Annotated in this window: 9 protein-coding genes and 2 pseudogenes; 5 read left to right on the top strand and 6 right to left on the bottom strand. The window is 74.2% G+C overall.

The genetic code is table 11. The annotated features are described in order from the left end of the window. The first annotated feature begins 61 nt into the window (after positions 1–61). The 5 genes from AC3EQ1_RS03435 to AC3EQ1_RS03415 all read left to right on the top strand — a co-directional run bounded on the left by AC3EQ1_RS03435 (position 62) and on the right by AC3EQ1_RS03415 (position 8,471). Positions 62–2,596, top strand: coding sequence for an ATP-binding SpoIIE family protein phosphatase (locus AC3EQ1_RS03435; protein WP_432092723.1), 2,535 nt, complete (start codon positions 62–64; stop codon positions 2,594–2,596). A 2-nt stretch (positions 2,597–2,598) separates the two neighbouring features. Beyond that, positions 2,599–3,564, top strand: coding sequence for a LacI family DNA-binding transcriptional regulator (locus AC3EQ1_RS03430; RefSeq protein WP_432092722.1), 966 nt, complete (start codon positions 2,599–2,601; stop codon positions 3,562–3,564). Between the two features lie 273 nt (positions 3,565–3,837). Further along, positions 3,838–4,983, top strand: a complete 1,146-nt coding sequence (locus tag AC3EQ1_RS03425; protein ID WP_432092721.1) for a baeRF2 domain-containing protein — start codon at positions 3,838–3,840, stop codon at positions 4,981–4,983. Positions 4,984–5,000: 17 nt separating this feature from the next. Next, positions 5,001–7,010, top strand: a complete 2,010-nt coding sequence (locus AC3EQ1_RS03420; RefSeq protein WP_432092720.1) for an aconitate hydratase — start codon at positions 5,001–5,003, stop codon at positions 7,008–7,010. 57 nt (positions 7,011–7,067) lie between these two features. Further along, positions 7,068–8,471: an NADP-dependent succinic semialdehyde dehydrogenase gene (locus AC3EQ1_RS03415; protein WP_432092719.1), complete on the top strand. Its 1,404-nt coding sequence runs from the start codon at positions 7,068–7,070 to the stop codon at positions 8,469–8,471. A gap of 298 nt (positions 8,472–8,769) precedes the next feature. On the opposite strand, the gene AC3EQ1_RS03410 is transcribed toward AC3EQ1_RS03415, so the two are convergent. From AC3EQ1_RS03410 to AC3EQ1_RS03385, 6 genes and pseudogenes are all read right to left on the bottom strand, one after another. Continuing rightward, positions 8,770–11,067: a SpoIIE family protein phosphatase gene (locus AC3EQ1_RS03410; RefSeq protein ID WP_432092718.1), complete on the bottom strand. Its 2,298-nt coding sequence runs from the start codon at positions 11,065–11,067 to the stop codon at positions 8,770–8,772. 761 nt (positions 11,068–11,828) lie between these two features. After that, positions 11,829–12,602: pseudogene (locus AC3EQ1_RS03405) on the bottom strand (DUF3048 domain-containing protein); the annotation flags it as partial. A 174-nt stretch (positions 12,603–12,776) separates the two neighbouring features. After that, positions 12,777–13,487, bottom strand: a pseudogene (locus AC3EQ1_RS03400) (Mut7-C RNAse domain-containing protein); the annotation flags it as partial. A 152-nt stretch (positions 13,488–13,639) separates the two neighbouring features. Next, positions 13,640–13,930, bottom strand: a complete 291-nt coding sequence (locus tag AC3EQ1_RS03395; protein ID WP_432092717.1) for an acylphosphatase — start codon at positions 13,928–13,930, stop codon at positions 13,640–13,642. Positions 13,931–14,012: 82 nt separating this feature from the next. Beyond that, on the bottom strand, positions 14,013–14,810 hold the full coding sequence (locus AC3EQ1_RS03390) for a DUF72 domain-containing protein (RefSeq protein ID WP_432092716.1): 798 nt from the start codon (positions 14,808–14,810) through the stop codon (positions 14,013–14,015). 56 nt (positions 14,811–14,866) lie between these two features. Further along, complete coding sequence (locus AC3EQ1_RS03385) at positions 14,867–15,421, bottom strand: DUF1990 domain-containing protein (RefSeq protein ID WP_432092715.1); 555 nt, start codon at positions 15,419–15,421, stop codon at positions 14,867–14,869. Positions 15,422–15,835 lie beyond the last annotated feature (414 nt).

The raw sequence follows: 15,835 nt of genomic DNA, 5'->3' as shown, positions 1-15,835 counted from the left end.
ATTCCTCCCCTGCATGCACCATGGGACTGTGCGTAACGTTGCTCGAAGGAATTGAGCAAGAATGGCCACTTCTCCGACGGAAACTCGTCACTCCGGGTGGTCGATCGATGTCCCCATGGCCATCATCAGCGTGGGGGGCAAGGTCACAGGGTGGAGCGAGGGGGCCCGGCAACTGCTGGGCTACGGCGCTTCGGAGGTGGTCGGGCACCCCGTCTCGGACCTCCTGATCAACAAGGACTCCCCCGAGGTGGCCGGGCTCTGCCTGATCGAGGCCCGGGAATGGAGCGGCGCAGCGGCACTCCGGCACCGGGACGGCCACCGCGTCGATGTGAACCTGCACCTTCAGCCGTCCCTGGGTGACGACGGAACGGCCCGGACGTTCGTCGTGACCGCCACCGCGGGTGCGGCCGAGGCGGCGTACGACCGGCTGATGGTGGAGTGGGCCTTCGCCCAGTCCTCCGTCGCGCTCTCCACCTACACCACAACCTCCCGCACGTGGCAGGTGAACGCCGTCGCGCACGGGGGCGGGCAGCCCCCGCCGACAGGGCACGTGACCGGCGGGCCCGCCGGCGACGAGGGGGCGCAGACGGCTGCGGGGCACGTCGGGGCCGCCGAAGGCAGAGCTGCCGAAGACAGAGCCGCCGAAGACGGGCAGCGGCAGGTGGCTGAGGCGGGAACCTGGTCCTATGCGGACCTGCTGGACGGAGACCGCGCTGACGAGGGGTTTCTGCAATGCGTCCGCCGGGTCGCCGAGGAGAGCCGGCCCATGCGCTACGAGCATCTCGCCCCGGCCGCACCGTCCGCTCATCGGCGCGCCTGGACCATCGAGATGTGGCCCGTCCGCAATCCCGACACCGGCCGGCTGGCCGGCGTCGGGGCTGCGGCGTTCGACAGCAGCGAGCAGGAGGCCGCCCGGCAGCGCCTGGCTCTGCTCAACGAATCGGGCGCCCGGATCGGAACCACCCTGAATGTGACGCGCACGGTTCAGGAACTCGCCTCCCTGGCCGTCCCGCGGTTCGCCGACTCCGTCAGTGTGGACCTGGTCGACACCTTGACCCGGGGGATGGACCCGTCGCCCGGTCCGGCCGACGCCGCCGTGGTGCTGCGCCGGGTCGCGCACCAGAGTGCCGACGGGGTGCCCGAGGCCGACACGGAGATCGGGGAGGCCGTCGGCCATCCTCCGCTCTCACCCCCCGCACGTGCCCTGACGACCGGTCGAACGGTGCTGTGCGGAGCAGAGGACCCCGACTTCCCGCGGTGGGTCGCCGCAGGCTTGGGGAGATCCGCCCGCGGGCAGGAACGCCGATTCCACTCGATCATGGCTACCCCGCTGCGAGCGCGGGGCTCGACCCTCGGAGTCGCGGTCTTCGCCCGCATGGAAGGCTCGAAACACTACGAGCAGGATGATCTGATCCTCGCCGAGGCACTCGTGAGCCGGGCGGCCGGCAGTGTGGACAACGCGCGCCGTTTCTCCCGGGAACGCGCCAATGCCCTCACCCTCCAGCGCAGTCTGCTGCCCCGTCAGGTCCCGGAGCAGGCGGCCGTCGAGGTCGCGCACCGCTATCTGCCCATCGGCAGGGGAGCCGAAGTGGGCGGCGACTGGTTCGACGTGGTCCCCCTGTCGGGCACCCGCGTCGCCCTGGTCGTCGGCGACGTGGTCGGCCACGGCATCCACGCCTCGGCCGCCATGGGGCGACTGCGTACCGCGGTGCGCACGCTCGCCGGAGTCGATCTGCCTCCGGACGAGCTGCTCACCCACCTCGACGAACTGATCACCCACCTGACCTCGGACAACGACGTCCGGAACGAGCCCGATGCCGGTGAGATCGGTGCGACCTGCCTCTACGCGGTCTACGACCCGGTCTCCCGCATCTGCACCCTGGCCAGCGCCGGCCATGTCCCACCCACCGTGCTGCTCCCCGACGGCACGGCCAGTGTGGTCCGGCTCGCCCCGGGGCCGCTTCTGGGCGTCGGCGGCCTGCCTTTCGAGTCCACCGAGCTGGAACTCCCCGAGGGGAGCCTGCTCTCCTTCTACACCGACGGCCTGATCGAGGCCCGCGGCCAGGATCTCGGTGTCGGCCTCGAGCGACTCCGCGGAGCCCTCGCTTCCGCCGTGCCCTCGCTGGACGGCACGTGCGACATCATCCTCAAGGCCCTGCTGCCCGAGAGTCCCGCCGACGACGTGGCGCTGCTCCTGGTGCGTACCCGTGCCCTGCACACCGACCAGGTCGCCGCCTGGTCGCTGCCGTCGGATCCCGCCATCGTGGCCGACGCCCGGGCGCAGGCCTCGCGTCAGCTGGCGATCTGGGGGCTCGCCGACGCGGCGTCCGTCACCGAGCTGGTGGTGAGCGAGCTGGTCACCAATGCCATCCGCTACGGGGACGCCCCCATCGGGCTGCGGCTGATCCGGGACCGGACCCTGATCTGCGAGGTCTCCGACGCCAGCAGCACCTCCCCCCATCTGCGCCACGCCCGCACCGACGACGAAGGGGGGCGAGGTCTGGACATGGTGAGTCAGCTGACCCAGGGCTGGGGCACCCGCCAGACCCCCACCGGCAAGACCATCTGGGCCGAACAACGTCTCCCAGCCGACTGACCATGGCCGAGCGCACGGACAAGCTGGCGACAGGGCGCGGCACCCAGGCCCACAGTGGTGCTGAGGCCCGCGAACTGACGCATACGCTCGCCCTGCTCTTCCCGCCGTCCGGCGCCGACCGGGACTACCCGGCGGTGCAGCTCGCCTTCATCGGAGGGGTGGCCGAAACCGCCACCACGTACGGCTACGACCTGTTGCTCACGCCCTGCAAGTCGGGGAAGGACCTGTCGTTCCGGCGGATGGTCGACGAACGGCGTGTGGACGGAGTGATCGTGATGGAGGTCCGCCGGGAGGACGACCGCATCCAGCATCTGACGGAAACGGCCTTCCCCTTCGTCGCCATCGGCCGGAACAGCAGGACCACCGAGGTCGGCTGGGTCGATCTCGACTTCGCCGGGCTGGCAAGCGGATGCGTCCGGCACCTGGCCGAACTGGGTCACCGCAGGATCGCCTTCGTCAACAAGTCGGAGCAGATCTTCACCAGCGGGTACGGGTACGCACGGCTCGGGAGCGAGGGCTACACCGAGGCGATGAGGGAGATGGAGCTGGCTCCGCACGCGTACTTCAGTGGCGACGACATCGCCGCGGGGGAGGACGTCGTGCAACGGATCCTGCACGACGACCCGGCCACCACGTCCCTGGTCGTCATGAACGAAGCGGCCCTGGAGGGCATCTACCGTGGGCTGACCCGTCACGGCCGCAGCGTGCCGCGCGACTTCTCGGTCGTCGGTGTGGCGGCCAGCCGGTGGGCGGAGCAGGTGAGCCCGCCGCTCACCGCGGCCGAGATCCCGGCCAAGGAGATGAGCCGGATCGGCGTCGACCTGATGGTGGAGCAGCTCACCTCGCCCGCCTCGCCACCCCGGCACGTCCTGCTGAAGCCGCTGATCACTCTGCGCGCCAGTACCGGCCCCTGCCGGCCGGTTCCCGATACGGAGACAGAGCCGGAATTCCCCGACTTCGACTTCTGACCCTCCCGCCGTAGGGCTCTGTCGCCCGGGTCCAGCAGCAGGTTCCGGTGCCGGTGTCCGGAACGGATCTCGAATGACGGCCGTATGGGATAATTGGCGGGAAACGGTCATCTCGCAGGTGTGGACGGTGTGCGCCTACGTTTCGGGGGCCGGCCCGCCCGCGGAAGATGTAATCGACATCTTGCGCCCGGCCCGGCTGCGCCGGTTTCCCCACCGGGCCGGCCGGGCACTCGGACCGTCCTAGGGCACCCGACCCCGAGCCTGGGGGAGATCATGGAACTCGGCTTTCTCAAACCGCTCTTCGACCGTCCGGGCCCCTGGGCGTCGGTGTACATCGACACCTCGTGGGCGAGCGAGGACGCCGCCCAGCAGTGGCACCTCCGCCGTCGCGCCGTGGCGGGGCAGCTCATCGACGCGGGCGCCGACGCCTACACCTGCGAGGCGCTGATGCGCCGGCTCGCCGAGGAACCCGTCTCCGGAACCCCGCCCGGCAGGGCGCTGTTCGCCGCCGGCGCCGAGGTCGTGCTCGACCTCCCGCTCGCCGCGGCCCCGTACATCGGCGAGGCGAGCTGGTCGACCCTGCCGCACACCGCCCCGCTGGCGGGGCTCCGCGACGACCAGCCGCCCTGCCTGGTCGCGTTCATCGACCACGTCGGCGCCGACCTGGAGCTGTGGGACGCGCTGCGCCAGGAACCGGCCGGCCGGGCCGAGGGCACCCCGTGGCGCGGGCACCGCACCGTCCCCGAGGACCGCCACGAGTGGCACTACCGGAACAGGGTCGAGAACACCTGGAAGCAGAACGCGGAGATCATTGCCGATGAGATCAACCGGACCTGGCCGGAGTGCGGCGCCGGGCTGCTCGTGCTCGCCGGCGACGCGCGGGAGCGCAAGGTCGTCCGGGAGCGGCTGCCACAGCAGATCCGGGCGGTCACGGTGGAGACCGAGCACGGCAGCCGGTCCTCCGCCGGCCGGGCCGACGGGCACCTGGACGAGGCCGTGGCCGGGATCCGGGAGGAGCACGCCCGCAAGCGTCTCCGGGACGCCCTCGACCACTTCCGGGCCGGCCGGGGCCGCGGCGGCGAGCACCGCCCCGGCAGCGTCGAGGCGGGCCCGGGGGAGGCCGCCGAAGGCGTTCCGGCCGTGCTGGACGCCCTCCGCAGCCACCAGGTCGCCACGCTGCTCCTGGCGCAGATCGCCCCCGACGCCGGCCGGGACGTCTGGATCGGGCCGGGCGCCGACCAGGTCGGTGTGCAGCGCGGCGACGTCCAGGCCATGGGCGTCCCCAAACCCGAACGGGCCCGCGCCGACGACGCCCTGATGCGCTCCGCCGCCGCCGGTGACGCCGAGGTCATGCTCGTCCCCGACGGCATGGCGGGACCCTCCGGCGGCCTCGGCGCGGTCCTCCGCTGGACCACCTGAGTTCCGGGGCGGACGGCATGGGCACCGGCACGGCCCCGCCCGCGGCCGGCACCCTCGCCCACCAGCTGATCGCCGCGCATCTGGTGGAGGGCGCCGCGCTGCCGGGCGAGGAGATCGGGCTGCGCGTCGACCAGACCCTCACCCAGGACGCCACCGGCACCCTGGTGATGCAGGAGCTGGAGGCGCTGGGCGTGGACCGGGTCCGCACCGACCTCGGCGTGAGCTACGTCGACCACAACATCCTGCAGACCGACCGGCGCAACGCCGAGGACCACCTCTTCCTCCGCTCCGCCGCCCGCCGGTTCGGGCTCTGGTACTCCGGGCCCGGCAACGGCGTCTCGCACCCCCTCCACATGCAGCGCTTCGGCGTCCCCGGCCGCTCCCTCGCCGGGGCCGACTCGCACACCTGCGCCGCCGGCGCGCTCGGCATGCTCGCGATCGGCGTGGGCGGCCTGGACGTGGCGCTGGCCATGGCGGGGCATCCGCTGCGCCTGCGGATGCCCCGGATCGTGGGGATCCGGCTCACCGGAGTGCCGCCGCCCTGGGTCGGTGCCAAGGACGTCGTCCTGGAGCTGCTGCGCCGGCACGGGGTGAAGGGCGCCGTCGGCCGGATCCTGGAGTACCACGGCCCCGGGCTGGCCGCCCTGACCGCCATGGACCGGCACGTGATCGCCAACATGGGAGCCGAGCTCGGCGCCACCGCCAGTGTCTTCCCCGCCGACGAGGCGGTGCGGGCGTTCCTGCGCTCCGTGGGGCGCGAGGAGGACTTCACCGAGCTCACCGCCGAACCGGACGCCCGCTACGACCTGACGGAGGAGGTCGATCTGTCCGGGCTGGAACCGCTGATCGCCCGCCCCTCCTCCCCGGACGACGTGGTGCCCGTGCGGGAGGCCGCCGCCGAGCCCGTCTCCCAGGCCGTCGTCGGCTCCTCCGCCAACCCGGGCCTCCGCGACATCGCCGTGGTCGCCGCCCTGGTCCACGGCCGGCAGGTGGCCCCCGGCGTCAGCCTCGACATCAACCCGACGTCCCGCGGGGTCCTGCTGGACCTCACCCGGATGGGCGCCACCGCCGACCTGGTCGCCGCCGGGGCCCGCATCCACCAGGCGGGCTGCCTGGGCTGCATCGGCATGGGCCAGGCTCCCGCCACCGGGCGCAACTCGCTGCGCACCGTGCCGCGCAACTTCCGCGGCCGCTCCGGCACCGCGGAGGACGCGGTCTGGCTCTGCTCCCCGGAGACCGCCGCCGTCTCCGCGCTGACCGGTCGGATCACCGACCCCCGCGAATGGGCGGCCGAGACCGGCACCCGGCACCCGGAGCCGGCCCTGCCCGACCCGGCCGCCACCGTCGCGACGCTGGAGGAGCCCCTGCCGCCGGACGTGGCGCGCACGGTCCGGCCGGAGCGCGGGCCGGGCATCTCCGGACTCCCCGAGCTCGATCCCCTGCCGGACACCCTGGAGGGGCCCGTTCTGCTGACCGCCGGCGACAACGTCTCCACCGACGACATCTCGCCCGCCGGCGCGGCCGCCCTGCCCCTCCGCTCCGACATCCCCGCCCTGGCGGCGTTCACCTTCACCCGGATCGACCCCGGCTACCCACGCCGTGCCGCGGAGACGCCGGGGCCGCACTTCGTCGTCGGCGGCGACAACTACGGACAGGGGTCCTCCCGGGAGCACGCCGCCATCACCCCCCGCCACCTGGGGCTCCGGGCCGTGCTCGCCACGTCCTTCGCCCGGATCCACCGGCAGAACCTGGCCAACTTCGGAATCCTGCCCCTCACCTTCGACGACCCCGGGGACCGGGACCGCATCGCCGTGGGCGACCGGCTGCGGCTGGAGGGCCTGCACGGCTCCCTCGCCCCCGGCGCCGGCGCGGTGCTCCGGGTGCACAACATCACCCGGGGTGAGCACTACACCGTCCACCACGGGCTCTCCGCCCGGCAGTGCGCGGCGGTGCTGGCCGGCGGTGTCATCCCCGCCCTGGCGCGCCGGACCCGGCCGGTGGAAGCGCATTCCCCCGCACGGGAGTAGAAAAGGGAGCAAACGGGCACCCGCGTCCGTATCCCCGCATTCCGAGGAGGAGCTCCCGTGCCGATCGCCACCGTCAACCCCACCACCGGGGAAACGCTCAAGACCTTCGACGGACTCGGCCGGGCGGAGATCGAGGACCGGCTGGCCCGCGCCCACGCGGCCTTCCTCCGGCACCGGACGACCGGCCTGCCGCGGCGGGTGGAGCTGATGCGGGCCGCGGCGGACCTGCTGGAGGCCGACCGGGACGACATCGCGCGCACCATGACCGTCGAAATGGGCAAGCCGGTCACCCAGTCCCGCGCCGAGGCCGCCAAGTGCGTCAAGGCCATGCGCTGGTACGCCGGCCACGCCGAGGAACTGCTCGCCGACGAGCGCCCCGCCCGCGCCGACATCGAGGACTCCGGAGCGGCCGACACCCTGGTGCGCTACCGCCCCCTCGGCCCCGTCCTCGCCGTCATGCCCTGGAACTTCCCGCTCTGGCAGGTCGTCCGGTTCGCCGCGCCGACCCTGCTGGCCGGCAACGTGGGCCTGCTCAAGCACGCCTCGAACGTCCCCCAGACCGCTCTCTACCTCGAGGACCTCTTCCGCCGGGCCGGCTACCCGGAGGGCTGTTTCCAGACCCTGCTGGTCGGCTCGGACGCCATCGCGGACATCCTCCGCGACCCGCGGGTCGCCGCCGCGACCCTCACCGGCAGTGAGCCCGCGGGCCGCTCCGTCGCCTCGATCGCGGGTGACGTGATCAAGAAGACGGTGCTCGAACTCGGCGGCAGCGACCCGTACCTCGTGCTGCCCTCCGCCGACCTCGACAAGGCGGTGGCCACCGCCGTCACCGCCCGGGTGCAGAACAACGGGCAGTCCTGCATCGCGGCCAAGCGCTTCATCGTGCACGACCGCGTCTACGACACCTTCGTCGCCGGGTTCGTCCAGCGGATGAGCGCGCTGGCCGTCGGCGACCCGCTGGAGGACGCCACCGAGGTCGGCCCGCTCTCCAGCGAGCAGGGCCGTCGCGACCTGGAGGAACTGGTCGACGACGCCCGGGGCCGCGGCGCGACGGTGCTGTGCGGCGGCGGCCGTCCCGAGGCGCACCCCGCGGGCTGGTTCTACGAGCCGACGGTGCTCGCCGACATCACCCCGGACATGCGCATCCACCACGAGGAGGCCTTCGGTCCGGTGGCCACCCTCTACCGGGTGCCGGACCTGGACGAGGCGGTACGGATCGCCAACGACACCCCGTTCGGCCTCAGCTCCAACGTGTGGACCCGGGACGACGCCGAACAGCAGCGGTGCGCCCGGGACCTGGAGGCGGGCTGCGTCTACTTCAACGGCATGACCGCCTCGCACCCGGCGTTCCCCTTCGGCGGGGTGAAGCGCTCCGGCTACGGACGGGAGCTGTCCGGGCACGGCCTCCGCGAGTTCTGCAACGTCACGACCATCTGGCACGGCGCCCCGTCCGGCGGCTGACGCCCGCCCGGCCCGGCCGGCGCACCACCGCGGCCCGCGGTGCGCGCCGGCGGGGCCGCGGTGCGTTCATCCTCTGGCCGGGAGCCGGGAGCCGGGAGCCGGGAGCCGGGAGCCGGGAGCCGGGAGCCGGGAGCCGGGAGCCGGGAGCCGGGAGCCGGGAGCCGGGAGCCGGGAGCCGGGAGCCGGGAGCCGGGAGCCGGGGGAGCGGTGGGGGCTGATCCGGGTGACCGTCGCCGGGAGCGCCCCTCGTCGACCGCCGCCCGCGAAAGACCCCGGTGGCCGCCGCGCTGACGGCGCGTCACCGCCCGCCCGGCTCCTCGTGCACCGTCCCGGGCCCGGGCTCCCTCGTCCCGGGCGGTGCCTCCGCCGTCCCGGTCTCCGCCGTCCCGGGCGGTGCCTCCGCCGTCCCGGTCTCCGCCGTCCCGGGCGGTGCCTCCGCCGTCCCGGTCCCCGTAGCCCCGGGCGGCGCCTCCGCCGTCCCGCCGGCCGTCGCCGCGGTGTGGGCCACCGTCCCCTCCGGCCGGACCTCCGCCACCAGCAGCGCCACGTCGTCGTGCCCGTCCGGGTCGCGCAGCGAGTGCAGCAGCAGATCGCAGGTCCGCTCCAGGGAGCGCCGCGGCCCGGACAGCATCCGCACCAGGGCGGTCAGCCGGGCGTCGATCGGCTCGTCCCGGGTCTCGACCAGGCCGTCGGTGTACAGCACCAGCCGGCTGCCCGGCGGCAGTTCGAGGTCCACGGTCTCGAACGGCACCTCGCCCACCCCGAGGGGCACCCCGGTCGGGACGTCGATCAGCTCGGCCGTACCGTCCGGGCGGACGAGGACCGGCGGCAGATGGCCCGCGGTGGAGATCCGGCAGCGCCCGGTCGCCGGGTCGAAGCTGGAGTAGACGCAGGTGGCGAAGGCCTGGTCCAGTCCGGTGGTCACATCGTCCAGGTGCCGGAGCAGCGCCGCGGGCTCCAGGTCCAGCCGGGTCAGGGTGCGTGTGGCGGTGCGGAGCTGGCCCATCGTGGCGGCCGCGGAGATCCCGCTGCCCATGACGTCGCCCACGACCAGCGCGGTCTTGTCCCCGGTCAGCGGCAGCACGTCGAACCAGTCCCCGCCGACCTCATGGGTGGAGCCCGCGGGCTGGTAGCGGTAGGCCACCGCCAGCCCGGGCTGGCGCGGCGGGCGCTGCGGCAGCAGGCTGCGCTGGAGGGCGAGCGCGGTGCGCCGCTCGCTCCGGTACAGCCGGGCGTTGTCGATGCTGATGGCCGCCCGCGCCGCCAGCTCCCAGGCCAGCAGCTGGTCGTCCTCGTTGAACGGGGCGGGGGTCCGGGCCCGGATCAGGCTCAGGGTGCCGATGACATTGCCGCGGGCGATCAGCGGCACCCCCAGATATGAGTGGGCGCCGGCCCGGGCCAGCAGGACCGCGGAGTCGTCGTCCCGGGCGACCCGGCGCAGCGTGTCCTCGTCCACGTGCGGCACCAGGATGGGTTCGCCGGAGTCCACGACCTGCGTGATCAGCCGGTCCCGGGCGTACTGGGCGACGTCCCCGGCCGGGTCCGGGGCGCGCGACGCCTCCGTGCGGTACGCGGCCTTCACCGCCAGTGCCCGGAACACGGCGGGCCCGCTGCTGTCGGTGGGCCCGGAGGCGTTCTGCCGGTCACCGAGGATGGAGTCGAGGATGTCGACCGCCGCCAGGTCGGCGAGATCGGGTACCACCACCTCGGCGAGCTCCCGGGCCGTGTGGCGCAGGTCGAGCGTGGTGCCGATCCGCACACCGGCGTCGGCGATGAGCGCGAGCCGCTTCCGGGCCCGGATCATCTCGGTGGTGGCGCTGTGCCGCTCGGTGACGTCGACCACGGATATCGCCACGCCCAGCACGTGCCCGCCGGTGTCCTCCAGCCGGTAGTACGACACCGACCAGGCCCGGTCCCGCCCGGGGTCGCCGGGGGTGCGCCCGACCGCGTACTGGTCGAGCAGCGGCGAGCCCGTGGTCAGCACCTGGTGGGTCGCGGACTCGACGGCCTCCACGTCGAGGAAGGGCAGCGCCTCCGACACCTTCTTCCCCAGGTGATCGGAGGTGGACATGCCGTTGATGCGCTCCAGCGCGGGGTTGACCAGGACGTAGCGCAGATCGTGGTCGAGCACGGCCAGGCCGATGGGGGACTGGCTGATCAGCCGCATCGAGAGGGCCAGATCGGTCTCCACCGTGCGCAGCGTGGCCTGGTCGGTGGCGATGCCCAGGGCGTAGGCGTTCTTCTTCTCGTCCAGCATGCGCATGTTGCGGAACTCGACGAGGCGGGAGCTGCCGTCCTTCATCCGCACCGGGAAGCCACCGGCCCAGCTGGCCCCCTCCAGGACCTGGCCGAACAGATCCTTCACCAGCCGCGCGTGCTGCGGGTCGACCAGCAGGGCCGCGCCCGGCCGGCCGAGCGCCTCCTCGGCGGTGTAGCCGAACAGCTCCTCCGCCGACGGGCTCCACAGGGCGATCCGGCCCTTGGCGTTGAGCACGACGGCGGCGACCCCCAGCGCGTCCAGCAGGCCCCCGGGCGCGGACGGCTCAGGGGCAGGGCTCTGGCCTACGCCGGCCCTCCGAGGATCGGTCTGGCTCATCCCGGGCACCTCTTTCGGTTGCCCCGTCCTCTCGCCGCAATGCCTCCATCGTCCCTTGGATATGCGTCTTGCGCAGGTGTGCTCGGCGGACCGATTCGGGGCCGTCGCCACACGTCGTCGCGGTGTGGCGGTCCGTGACGCCGCCGAGGTCGCCGGGGTGCGCCGACCCTTCGGGGAGACTGCTCGATTCCCCGGGCGGCCGGTCTCAACCACCTCGCGTCGCTTCTTTTCTCCATCGATGTTGAGCAGAATCCGGTTCCGCTCCGTTCTCCATGGCAGCACGGTTCGACCGACCGTGGCCGAGGACCGAGGACGGAGCGGGACGTGGCACGCAGGAGAACGGGCGCGGGCCGGGAGGCCGGCGCAGAGCAGGCCGGCGGCCGGGCCGCGGGGGACCGGGGCGACAGCCCGGCCGGCCCGGGCCGGCCGGACACGGCCCGGGCCTGACACGGCCCGAGAGCTCCTCCGGGGCTCGGTCCGACAGGAAGCGGACGGAGCCGGGACGCCGCGGTGTGCACCCGCGCAGGGCGTCTGCCGGAGGACGGGGCTCTGCGGCGGCCGGTGTGCGATCGCGCGGCGGACCGTCCGGTGTATTGGGGTGCACCGGGACGGCGGACCACCGCGCGGCGCACCCGCCGGCCGCCGCAGAGCCGGGGGAGTGAGCGGCGAACGGCCCCGGCGGCGCCGCCTCCGCTCCCCAGCAGTGCGCTGTTTCCCGGCGGCTCCCCAGCGGTGCAGACGCACAGCGGGCAGCGGGCCCGTCAGTCGCCGGTGAGCAGCACCCAGACCGGCCCGCGGGCGAAGTTCAGCGGGTCCCCGGACGGGGTGGTGAAGTCGGTGCCGCTCTTGGCGTCGGACCGGTTCCACCGGGCGTCGTACGCCTTGCCGTCCCGCAGCACCAGCGCCGTGCCGGAGCCCACCGTCCGGCTGTACGGCGAGACGCTGCCCAGCTTGTCCTTGAGGGTCGAGTCGCGGATGGTGATCCGCTGGACCACCACCGTCGCCGCGCCGTCGCGCCCGCCGTCCGTGGTGCGCGCCGGGGTGCCGTCCATGGACACCAGCCACCGGCCGGCCTCCGCCGACCAGGTGAAGCCGTACCGGGCGGCCGGATAGCGCACGGTCTCCTGCGTCACCTGCCGCCCGCCCTCCGGCGCCGCGCCGAACCGGAACCCGATGTCGGCCGCCTTGCTCGCGTCGGGCGCGGCGGCCAGCGCCCGCGCCGGGCGGACGTAGAGGTTGTGCGGCGCCGGACGGTCGCCGCCCCGGAAGTACGCGTCCGGGGCCTTCCCCGGCGGCACCGCGAGGACCGGGGACTTCTCCAGCACCGGACGCAGCGCGGACTGCGCGCCGGAGTACGCCAGTGCGGGCCGGCCGAACTGCTCCAGCAGCTCGATGTCCGACTCCCGCGCACTGCGCACCGGCCCCAGCACCGAGGGCAGCCGCGAGGACAGCACGGCGACGAGCCGGGTCGACCCGCCCTCGACCTGCTCCACATAGACGAGGTCGGCCGCGCCGAGACCGGTGTGCGGCCGAGCCGGCGGGACGTTGTCCACCTTGACGGCGAGCACCGGCGCGGCCCGCGCCGGGAGCCCGGTGAACGGCGAGACCTCCTGCGACCGCGTCGGCGACGGCTCCTCCTCCGACCCGGAGTCCGTGCACCCCGCCAGGCCCGCCACCAGCACGACGGAGACCAGGGCGACGGCGGTCAGCCGGCGCGCCGCCCGCACGATCCCCTCCAGCCGGCCGCTGTGCGCCCCGCGCCAGTAGACCTTTCCGCAGTCCGGGCAGCGCATGAACCGGTCGTAGGTCCGCCGGGTGCCCGGCCGGAGGAGAGGGGCGACCGAAGCCTTGTCGACCGGCGACAGCGGGGCGGCGTTGCACGCCATGCACCGGGTCCACGGAGCCAGCCGGGGCGCGAACCGCCCCAGAACGTCCGCGAGTTGGGCGTCGGGCCGCGCGCCGCGCACATACGCCCCCCGCCACAGCGCCCGGCGCCGCAGCAGCCCCCGGTCCTGGGTCAGCAGCACCCGGCGCTCGGTGTTCGTCTGCTCGATCAGCGCGTCGTCGTCCATGTCGTTGCGGTAGGCCGCGTCCACCCCGACCAGCCTCAACCGCCGTGCCAGCGTGCCGAGATGGACGTCCAGGACGAACCGCAGCGGGTCGGGGACCGGCTCCTGCGGACGGGCGACCGGGCGCACTTCCACCACCTCGCCGCCGTGCGGCCGGTAGCCGGGCTCCACCGGACGTCCGTCGACGACCAGCGCGCCCACCTCCGGCAACGGAACGCCCACCGACTCGACCAGATGGCCGAGCGAGGACGTCCCGTCGGCCGTCACCGGCACCTCGCGGTCCCGGTGACGCGCCGCCAGAAAGAGCCGCAGCCCGGCGGGGAAACGCAGGCGCAGCGCCGACTCGTCCACCCCTTCAGAATGCCACCCGGAGCCGGTTCCGGTCGGGGTGCGGAGGGGCGTGGCGGGCCAGGGGACGGGGACGCGGTCCCGGCGTGCGCCGCCGTCGGCGGGCGCCGGACCGGACTCACGCGGCAGCCGGTTCCGCCCGGCGGGTCGCGCCGTCATGACCGGGGGGTGGGCCGGACCTGGAAGCCGGTGAGCCCCTCCGGCCGGCCGCCCTCGACGGACACCTCGTCCACGGACGCGGCCGACGGCCCGTGGTGCGTCCAGGTGAGCATCTCCTCGACCCGCTCGGGCGCACCCTCGAAGACGGCCTCGACGGTCCCGTCCAGCAGATTGCGCACCCAGCCCGCCACGCCGCGCGCCATGGCCTCCTGGCGGCAGGTGTCCCGGAAGAAGACGCCCTGCACCTCCCCGGCGACCACCACCCGCCGGTGCACGATGTCTGCCATACCCCTGCTTCCCTTTCGCGCCCGGTTCATCACGTCCACGCCCGGGGCCGCGCCCCGCGGCAGGTATATCCCGCGCCCGCGATCAGTGCGCGGAGCCGCGCCCGGACGGCGCCCGGGAGACGGCACGGGGCGGCGTCCGGCTGACCGGACAGCCGTGCCGGGACGCCGCCGCGGCGAAGGCCACCGCGTCCCGGACGGCGGCACCGTCCGTGTCGTTGTTGAAGTAGACGAAGACCTCGGCGTCCGCGGGCCAGGTGTCGGAGATCCGCCGCACCCAGGTGGCCAGCGCCTGCCGTCCGTAGCGCGGCCACGGCTCGGCACGGCCCCCGTGCAGGCGCAGATAGCCCCACCCCGCGGTGCGCCAGAGCGGTGTCACCGGCCGGGACTCGCGGTCCGCCCAGCACAGCGCGGCGCCGTGCCGCTCCAGGGTCCGGCGGACCTCCGCCGTCCACCACGACGGGTGCCGCGGCTCGACCGCCACCCGGGTCCCGTCGGGGAAGCAGCCCAGAGCGGCGTCCAGTGCCCCGGCGTCCGCCCGCAGCGTGGGCGGCAGTTGGAGCAGCACCGGGCCCAGCCGCGGACCGAGCCCCGCGGCGTGCCCCATCAGCCGCCGCACCGGCTCCTCGGGGTCGCGCAGCCGCTTGATGTGGGTCAGATAGCGGCTCGCCTTGACGGCCATGACGAACCCCTGCGGGGTCCTGTCCCGCCAGGTGGCGAAGGTGTCCTCGGCCGGCAGCCGGTAGAAGGCGTTGTTGCACTCGACGGTCGCGAACCGCCGGGCGTACTCCTCCAGCCACAGCCGCTGCGGCAGACCGGTCGGGTACAGGACGTCGCGCCAGTCCCGGTACTGCCATCCGGACGTGCCGACGAGAACGGTCATGCCCGATGCATGCCCGGCGCGGCGCTCGCCCTATCAGGGGCCGGGAGCCGTGCCGGTCAGCGGCTGTTCGCCGCGGCCACGACCGCGCGCAGGTAGCTCCTGGCGGCGGCGTGCTGCACCAGCCGGGTCAGCGGCCCTCCCCAGCGGGTGTACCAGGTGCCCGGCCGGGAGAACGCCGCCACCTCGAACCACACGCCGTCGTCCGCGTCGAGCATGACGGTGAACGACTCCTCCCCGCACTCCGGATGACCGGGCAGCGTCCCGTAGGCGAAACCGGCGCGGCGCTCCTCGTGGAGCGTCCACACCACGCGGCACGGGATCACCAGGCGCGGGAAGCGCAGCCCGGGCACGCGGATCGTGATCAGTACCGTCTCCCCGGGCCCGGCCGGATCGCCGGGATACACACCGAAGCCGGAGCCCCGCTGCGCGGCCCAGCCCAGGACGTGCGCCCCGGCCCGTTCGAAGAGCTCCCGGCCCTCCCCGAGGCGGACTCGGTGGTGCAGCCGGGAGTACCCCGAGGGGAACGGCCCGTCCAGGGTGGCCCCGTGCTCGGGGTACGTCAGCCGCTGCTCGCACGCGCTGCTGTGCCGGCGACGCAGGTCCGCAGACATGGCCCCAATCTACGGAGCGCCGGGACACCCCGGTCGCCGGGGTGCCGGCATATCGGGTTCCTGCCCGGGCCGGGCCGCGTTCGGGCCGGTTCAGTCCGGACACCCCTTGAGCCCGGACACCCCTCAAGCCCGGGCACCCGTTAAGCCTGGTCACCTCTTCAGGCCGGTCACCTGCCCGGGTCGGCCTCCGGGCCCCGAGATCCGCGTCCGCTCGCCGGAAGCCACGGCCGTCCGTCCTTCGTCCGGAACAGAGCCGGACAGCCCGGACGAAATCCGGATCCCTGCTCCATGCCCCGGTCCTTGTTCGCTCCCGGCGGCGACTCGGCGGCGACTCGGCGGCGGCCTCCCCAGGGAAAGCCGTCCCGGACCGGCCGCCGCGGGCAGGCCGGCCGGGTCCGGGTCCGGCCCGAGGCC

This window comes from Streptomyces sp. bgisy100 (genome assembly GCF_057709105.1).
This window is presented reverse-complemented; position numbering and strand designations above follow the sequence as displayed.

Excerpts from the sequence above, each read along its gene's own strand:
- AC3EQ1_RS03435 (WP_432092723.1), top strand. The coding sequence starts at position 62 with ATGGCCACTTCTCCGACGGAAACTCGTCACTCCGGGTGGTCGATCGAT.
- AC3EQ1_RS03390 (WP_432092716.1), bottom strand. The coding sequence starts at position 14,810 with ATGACCGTTCTCGTCGGCACGTCCGGATGGCAGTACCGGGACTGGCGC.
- AC3EQ1_RS03385 (WP_432092715.1), bottom strand. The coding sequence starts at position 15,421 with ATGTCTGCGGACCTGCGTCGCCGGCACAGCAGCGCGTGCGAGCAGCGG.
- AC3EQ1_RS03420 (WP_432092720.1), top strand. The coding sequence starts at position 5,001 with ATGGGCACCGGCACGGCCCCGCCCGCGGCCGGCACCCTCGCCCACCAG.
- AC3EQ1_RS03425 (WP_432092721.1), top strand. The coding sequence starts at position 3,838 with ATGGAACTCGGCTTTCTCAAACCGCTCTTCGACCGTCCGGGCCCCTGG.
- AC3EQ1_RS03410 (WP_432092718.1), bottom strand. The coding sequence starts at position 11,067 with ATGAGCCAGACCGATCCTCGGAGGGCCGGCGTAGGCCAGAGCCCTGCC.
- AC3EQ1_RS03430 (WP_432092722.1), top strand. The coding sequence starts at position 2,599 with ATGGCCGAGCGCACGGACAAGCTGGCGACAGGGCGCGGCACCCAGGCC.
- AC3EQ1_RS03395 (WP_432092717.1), bottom strand. The coding sequence starts at position 13,930 with ATGGCAGACATCGTGCACCGGCGGGTGGTGGTCGCCGGGGAGGTGCAG.